Genomic DNA, 7581 nt, shown 5'->3' on the forward strand with positions numbered 1-7581 from the left:
TCTTTATTCCGTTGGTCACTCAGTTCAATTAAGTCTAAATTTTGTTACGCTTTAAAAGCGTATGTTAGAACTTAATCTGTACGAGTGCCCACACAGATGATTGCTTAAATTTTTAAAGAACAGTGCAGCATTTCTTGCTGCGAAGTGGAGCGCTATATTAACCGCTTCACTTTTAAAGTCAACTAGAAAGTTAATTATTTTTCAAAGTAACTTTCCGTTTGACTTTCCTCCACTTAACTCAGCGTTTGTTGTTGCCGTGCTCCGTGTCGGTGGATGCGCATTATAGGCAGATCGAAAATCAGATCAACCCCTTTTTTATAAAAAAACGATCTTTTTTGATCGTTTGATTATTTAATATTCAAAAGCACTATTTCGTTAACTTAGGAGCTACATTTGCGCATAAAAAAACGCCAAACTTAGGTTTGGCGTTTTACGGGAGTGTAATACTAATTAAAAAGTGGTTATTACCAACTACGCATTTTATGACCTTTTAATGCGTAGAATAGAATGTATAGATAGCTAGGCACCATTAATGCGTATGCACCTTGAGCACCTAAACCCGCTACGTTACCTAAACCTATTAGTAACGGACCTAATGCACCACCAGCAATACCCATAATAAGTAAACCTGATGCTGTACCTGTTAAACGGCCTAAACCACTTAATGCCAGCGGCCAGATTGCAGGCCACACCATTGCATTAGCAAAACCAAGTAATGCGATACACACTAATGGATCAGGTAATTCAGGACCACCAAATGGCACAAGTAGTACGTTTGAGATAGCGGTAGATTCGTTACTTCCAAATACAACAGCGGCAACGGTAATTAAACCTGCGATACCAGACATCACCAATGCATTTTGTTGAGACATGTATTTAGGAATAAGCGCAATACCAATTGCATAACCCACTAACATGCATGCCATGGTGTACGATGTCATCATTGAGTAATCAGCTACGCCAATCGCGAGTGCGTATGAACCGATGGTATCTGCAGCGATTACTTCTACTGCTACATAAAGTGCGATACCAATTACACCTAATACTAAATGAGGGTGGCTGAGTGCTTCACGCACTTCACCTTTTGCATTTGGATTTTCATCTTCAAATACTAAATCAGGAAGTGGTGAGAATTTTGCGAATGCAGCAAACGCTAAGATTAATCCTGCGATAGCTATATAAGGTGCAACTAAGCTATTTGCCATTGCATCTTTTTGCGCTTGTGAAAGTACTTCCCCTTCACCTGCAACTGCTGCAACCGTTACCATAGCGAATACAATAGGAACAACAACACCTGCAAACTTATTTAGTAAACCCATGATGCAAACACGCACTGCTGCTGACTTTTCTGAACCCATTTTCACAACATAAGGGTTAACTGCCGTTTGTAATACAGTTTGACCGACACCAATGAGCAATTGAGCAAATAAGAAAATTTCAATCATTTGCAATTTCGCTGCTGGAATATACAACAGCGCAGAACTCGCCATAATCGCACAGCCAATTGCCATGCCATTCTTATAACCAACTTTCTTAATTAACATTGCCGATGGAATACCCGCAATGGTTACTGCAATATAGAAAGATGAAATGATAAATGAAGCTTGCAGCGGCGACAGCTCAAGCATTTGTTGTAAGAAAGGTGTTATTGCACCGTTTAACCAGGTAATACAACCTAGTATAAAAAACATAGAGCCAGCTAGTACCATTGGTAAAATGATGCTTTGCTGGGAATTTTGTTCGTTTTCCACTGTTGCTTCCATAAACTTCTTCTTGTTGCAGTTAATCTTATGTCATAGCTTTACGCTATGAAAATACCAATTGCGTTAAGTAGCCTCATCTTTCAGACGCACTATATAAATAGTTAACGCAATCAGTTTATTTCTTGGTTTTATTATTAACGCTAATCACTTTGAATACGGCAATTTATGGAAGTTAGCGCTTCCCCTAAGCCATAAAAATGATAGCGCTGTCATTTTACTTTAATGCAATTGAATAAATATTGCCAGTTTGAATTTTGAAATAATTAGAACAAAAAGGGAGCAAATGCTCCCTTTAGTTTTAATAACAATTAGTTAATTAATTGTGGTTATACGACTCTTAATTTGGTCATTTAATGAACTCCTTAACCACACTTGTGTATCACCTACGTTAACTGGTTGCTGGTATGTTTGCCATGATTTACCTTGGTCAACACTGTATTCAACATCTAAGTAAGCTGTTGCAACACTGGTAGTTAGAGTACCCTTATTGACTTCACCGCCTGGTACATCAAGATTTGCTTTAACACCAGACTTGGCTAATTTTGCTAATTCTTTCGTGCCAAGTGCCGCTGAGAAAGTCATCCAATCTTTTGCACGCTTTTGTGCATCCGGCTTTTCACCTTCCCATGGCGCTTTATACCATGCACGTTCAGCTACTGCTAACACGCGTGGGAACAACATAGCTAATACTTGATCTTCAGTACGGATAGTTTCAGACCATACCTGACCTTGCATACCTAAAATGTTTTCAGGCTTTTCAAGCTGAGGTAATGGACGCCCTACTAAGTCTTCTAGGTTTTTGATAGCTTCACCAGTGCGGGTGAAGTCAGCATTTGCATATACATTGTCTGGCATATAACCAAATGCTTTTTCATTACTGATAAAGCGCGTTGCCCAATAATAGCCACGTTCTTCTGGATGAGCTTCATACGGGTGGTCAAAGTAAAGATGTGTGCCATGCGATAAAACAACTTGATAGTCATTGTTTGCTAAACGGTAAGCACGGTCAGCAACCCCCCACTCCCAAATGTTATCCCAAGCATTCGCTGTAAATACTGGGTTAGGGAATTCTTCACGGTTAAATGTATTCACGCGGTCATACATTAAGCCGTCTTCCCATGCACCCGGTGCAATACCACGTTTAGCAAGCATTTTTGCTACGCGCTGGGTAAAGTAAGGCTTAAGGTCGGCAGGACCTGCAACCCCATTACCAGCCTCTTCAAACATTTTTTGACACGCTGGTGAATTAGTCCAAGAACCGGCGCCCACTTCATCGCCACCAAAATGCAGATTTTCTAAACGTACACCTGCTTCACGATACATTTGTTGAAGCTCGTACGTCACCTTCTCCATAAAGTTATAACTTGAGTCCATACACGCATTAATAGAATTATCTGTGTAATTCTGAACTGTAATGTATTTTGACTTATCTTCAGGGTCACTCAGTAAGTATGCTTTCGCACCCACTTCGTCGCCTGCTTTCATCAATTTACGGTAACGCGCTTCCATCGCTTTAATCGATGCACGGGCATGACCTGGCGACTCTACCTCTGGAATGATCTTAATATGACGTGCCGCGGCAAATTTTAATAATTCAACAAAATCATCTTTTGTTAAATAACCATTACCTGAACCATCTTTATGTGGACCTGTACCTAACTGAGTCAGTAAGCAAGAATCTTCAGATAAATCAAAACAACGCACACCACCAATTTCTGCAAGCTCAGGTAACGATGGGATCTCTAAACGCCAGCCTTCATCATCAGAAAAGTGCCAATGTAATGTATTGAGCTTATATTTTGCCATTTGCTCAACCAACTTGAACATTGCATCTTTACCATGGAAGTTACGTGCATTGTCATAATGCATACCGCGGTAACTAAAACGTGGCGAATCTTTAATTTCTACACGTGGTAATTCAACGCTACCGTTGGCGTCCGCTGGGAAAAGTGCCAATAATGACTGCAAACCATAAAAAACACCTGCATTATCACTACCAACAACCGTAATTTTGTTTTTATCAATTTCTAAGTGATAACTTTCGGCGTCACCATTTTGAATTGCATTATCTACTTTTAGAGATAAATGCGGCTTTTTACCTACAGAGATATGGTCTGCATTCGCTTCTAATTTAAGGCCATATAATTTTGATAAATCATCAAGCAGTACGTTTACTTCTTGCTTTAAGCTGCCTTGATAGCTTACAACCCAATCTGACGAAAGCGTTACTTCGCCACGAGAGAAGTCAACATCAAGCGGCTTTGGAATAATACGCTTTAAAGCGTCTTCTTGGCTTGGTGTATATTTTTCGTTTTTGATATTAAGTGCATGACGGTTCTGTGCATCAGCAATCACACTTAAATCTTTTGGCGTGTTAAATTTCTTTAATTGGCGCTCTTCAACAATTGGCAGTACAAACTGTTTTAGGTCTTCAGTATCTGTACTAGCAAATACTTCTGCGTCTTTATTATCGAGTGAAATAAACGCACGTGGCATCACATCTGAATAAGACACAATATAAGCTGCTGCTTCATACTCAAGCGCTAATGTTTCACCCACGGCTAAACCGGCAAATGATTTCGTTGGCACTAAACGATGCAAATCACCATTTACATGCTCAATCGCGATACCTTTTACTTCGGGGGTTTTTACTTTACGAATACTGTGAAAGTACAGCTGCCAGTTACTTTCGCCTTTTGGTAGTGCAACTTTTGAAGTGTTTTTAAGTTGGATTTTTCCAATGTAGCCACCGTCATTATCATGAAAGTTATCAACGACACCAAATTTAAGATCCGCTTGGGCTGCAAATTGTTTAATGTCGGATTGCGATAGCTTGGCATTAGCAAACAGAGGCGTTGCTAATAAAGCTGTAGCAAGTATGGTTTTTCTCAAATGCATAAGACTTCCTTTACTTGTTTATTGTATGCTTTCTAACATTAGACAGCGAAAGCGTTAATTTTAGTTTTTGTTATTAGGAATCATAATGACTATTTAATGACAGCGCTATCAAAACAGTTTAAAAAAAACCTTAATTTTATCTGAAACAATTAAAAATCAGCATGTTAGAGGCATCACAAAACACCTCTAACATCTTGAAAATATTAATAGCCTGCAGCCATTCCGTCCTTGCGTGTTTCCGATGCGCCAACATAAACCCCATTTGAAAGCTGCTTCATAATGGCTTGATAACCACCGTAAGGGCCAACCGCATGTTGAAGTGTGTGCCCTTTTTTCACAAGCTCACGTTTTGTTTTTTCCGAAAACCCTGCTTCCAAGCTGACATAGCCACCATTTGACATAACTTCACCAGTTGGCTGCGATGAACCCGTATGTAAAATGCGTGGTGCATCTCCCGCTTCTTGCAGGTTCATACCAAAATCAATCATATTAATTAGAATTTGCGCATGCATTTGCGGCTGTGTTGCACCGCCCATCACACCAAAACTGATATACGGTTTGCCATCTTTGGTGACAAAGGCAGGGATAATGGTGTGAAAGGGGCGTTTTTTAGGTGCATAAACGTTGAAGTGGCCTTCTTCAAGGGCAAATAGCTCGCCACGATTTTGCAACACAAACCCTAACTTTTCTGGCGTCATGCCAGAACCCATACCGCGATAGTTACTTTGAATAAGTGATACCATGTTGCCATTTTTATCAGCAGTGGTTAAATAAATGGTATCGCCTTCAACTGGCCCAGCATCCACTTGCTTGCTCGCTTTATTTGCATCAATAAGCTTGCGACGCTTTGCGGCGTATTCTTTACTAATTAATTGTTTTACTGGAATGTCATTAAATGATGAGTCAGCGTAGTATTTAGCGCGGTCTGCAAAAGCTAATTTTTTAGCCTCCACAAAAGTGTGAACATACTCAGGGCTATCAAAACCCATACTTGCAATATCATAGTCTTCAAGAATATTTAAAATTTGCAGTGCAGCAATACCTTGACCATTGGGCGGCAGCTCCCATAAATCATAACCGCGATAGTTAGTACTTACTGGTTCTACCCAGTTACTTTTATGCGATGCTAAATCGTCATAACTCAAATAACCACCATTAGCTTTCATATAACGGTCGATTTCTTTTGCGATCTTACCTTTATAAAATGCATCGCGACCGCCTTTAGCAATTTCACGGTAAGTTTGTGCAAGTGCAGGGTTCTTAAAAATTTCACCTTTTTCCGGCATACGGCCATTTGGCATAAAGACTTCTTTAAAGCCTAGGTACTTTCCACGTACAGAAACACTTTTATCGAGGTAATAAGCAATTAGCTCTGATACTGGAAAGCCTTTTTCAGCATAGTGAATTGCTGGTGCTAATAACTCTGTCATTGGTAATTTGCCAAATTTGTTGTGCAGTTCAAACCAACCGTCGACCGCACCTGGCACCGAAACTGGCAAAGGGCCATAACTTGGGATTTTGTCGCCTTGTGCTTTTAATGTATCTAGCGTTAACGTTGCCGGCGAACGTCCAGATGCATTAAGTCCGTGCAGCTTTTGCTCTTTTTGTTGCCACACAATGGCATATAAATCACCACCAATACCGCAACCTGTTGGCTCAACTAATCCCAAAACTGCATTTGCTGCAATTGCAGCATCCACAGCATTGCCACCTTTTTTTAAAATATCAAGTGCAACTTGCGTTGCTAACGGTTGTGACGTTGCAGCCATGCCATTTTCAGCAAATACTTCTGAGCGACTGGCAAACATTTCACCTGTAATACGGTCGTAAGCGCTGGCGATAGATGGAATTGCCAAACTGATAATCAGTAGAGAGGGTTTAAGCCATTTCATTATTATTATCCTGTTGTTCTGGTTATAGCTAACATAGCGCTTTTTCTGAACAGGAAACAATAATTCGAGGTAAATAGAGAAGATCTGTAGATAAAATGCAGATTAGTAGCAAAGCCGTACATGCTCTGCTACTAACTTGGGAACTAATTTGATTGGAGCTTTTCGATTATCACAACATTAGCTGCTGGGAATTCATAATTATTTAAATCACTAATAGCCACCCATTTGTGGTCTTGCCCTTCAAGGTGCCTCGCTTGCCCATCAAACTCTTCTACTAAGTGAATATCAAGATGCACTGATTTATCTGGGTAGTCATGGTGAATTTCTAAAAAGGGTGTTGAAGATTTTACTTCTATGCCGATTTCTTCGTTTAATTCTCTTGCCAGTGCTTGGGTTACTGTTTCACCCGCTTCCACTTTACCGCCTGGGAATTCCCATTTTCCGCCTTGATGTAGTTCATCGTGACGCTTTGCAATAAATATTAAGTTAGCTTTTTTGATTACACCAACTGCAACATGTACTTGTTTTTTCATTTTTCACTCACTTTAATCATAAAAAAAGCGACATCTAAGTGTCGCTTTTTTAACAGAGTCTGGTTCAATTAGCTTAATTTACCGTGACACTGTTTGTATTTTTTACCTGAACCACATGGACATGGTTCGTTACGGCCAACTTTTGCATCGTTGCGTACAGTTACCGCTGCACCTTCAGGTGTTTCACCACCTACATGCTCTGCTTCTTCATGTTGATATTGCTTTGGCGTATTTTCTGCTTGCTGACGACGGCGCTCTTCTACCGCTTCAACATCTTCTTCAGCACGTACTTGTACTTTTGCAAGAATACTAACCACTTCCACTTTCAGTGCTTCTAACATGTCAGAGAACAACTCGAATGATTCACGCTTGTACTCTTGCTTTGGATTCTTCTGTGCATAACCACGCAGACCGATACCTTGACGTAAGTGATCCATTGCAGCAAGGTGATCTTTCCAATGTTGGTCAAGCGTTTGTAACATAATTGCTTTTTCG

At 40.2% G+C, this 7581-nt stretch carries 5 protein-coding genes; all 5 read right to left on the reverse strand.

Annotated elements, in window-relative coordinates:
- Positions 1-464 precede the first annotated feature (464 nt).
- The gene (gene nagP / locus ACHSBP_RS00680) at positions 465-1763 is read right to left on the reverse strand and encodes an N-acetylglucosamine MFS transporter NagP (RefSeq protein WP_010561658.1); all 1299 of its coding nucleotides are present in this window, start codon (positions 1761-1763) and stop codon (positions 465-467) included.
- Positions 1764-2075: 312 nt separating this feature from the next.
- Positions 2076-4661, reverse strand: a complete 2586-nt coding sequence (locus tag ACHSBP_RS00685; RefSeq protein ID WP_010561657.1) for a family 20 glycosylhydrolase — start codon at positions 4659-4661, stop codon at positions 2076-2078.
- Positions 4662-4864: 203 nt separating this feature from the next.
- Positions 4865-6553, reverse strand: a complete 1689-nt coding sequence (gene ggt, locus ACHSBP_RS00690; protein ID WP_395387930.1) for a gamma-glutamyltransferase — start codon at positions 6551-6553, stop codon at positions 4865-4867.
- 143 nt (positions 6554-6696) lie between these two features.
- Positions 6697-7086: an 8-oxo-dGTP diphosphatase MutT gene (gene mutT, locus ACHSBP_RS00695; RefSeq protein ID WP_395387931.1), complete on the reverse strand. Its 390-nt coding sequence runs from the start codon at positions 7084-7086 to the stop codon at positions 6697-6699.
- 68 nt (positions 7087-7154) lie between these two features.
- On the reverse strand, positions 7155-7581 hold a 427-nt coding region (locus ACHSBP_RS00700; RefSeq protein ID WP_395387932.1), incomplete at its 5' end, for an SEC-C metal-binding domain-containing protein.

Origin of the sequence: Pseudoalteromonas sp. XMcav1-K (assembly GCF_044005875.1) — a bacterium.
Taxonomy (GTDB): domain Bacteria; phylum Pseudomonadota; class Gammaproteobacteria; order Enterobacterales; family Alteromonadaceae; genus Pseudoalteromonas; species Pseudoalteromonas spongiae.

Excerpts from the sequence above, each read along its gene's own strand:
- ggt (WP_395387930.1), bottom strand. The coding sequence starts at position 6,553 with ATGAAATGGCTTAAACCCTCTCTACTGATTATCAGTTTGGCAATTCCA.
- mutT (WP_395387931.1), bottom strand. The coding sequence starts at position 7,086 with ATGAAAAAACAAGTACATGTTGCAGTTGGTGTAATCAAAAAAGCTAAC.
- ACHSBP_RS00685 (WP_010561657.1), bottom strand. The coding sequence starts at position 4,661 with ATGCATTTGAGAAAAACCATACTTGCTACAGCTTTATTAGCAACGCCT.
- nagP (WP_010561658.1), bottom strand. The coding sequence starts at position 1,763 with ATGGAAGCAACAGTGGAAAACGAACAAAATTCCCAGCAAAGCATCATT.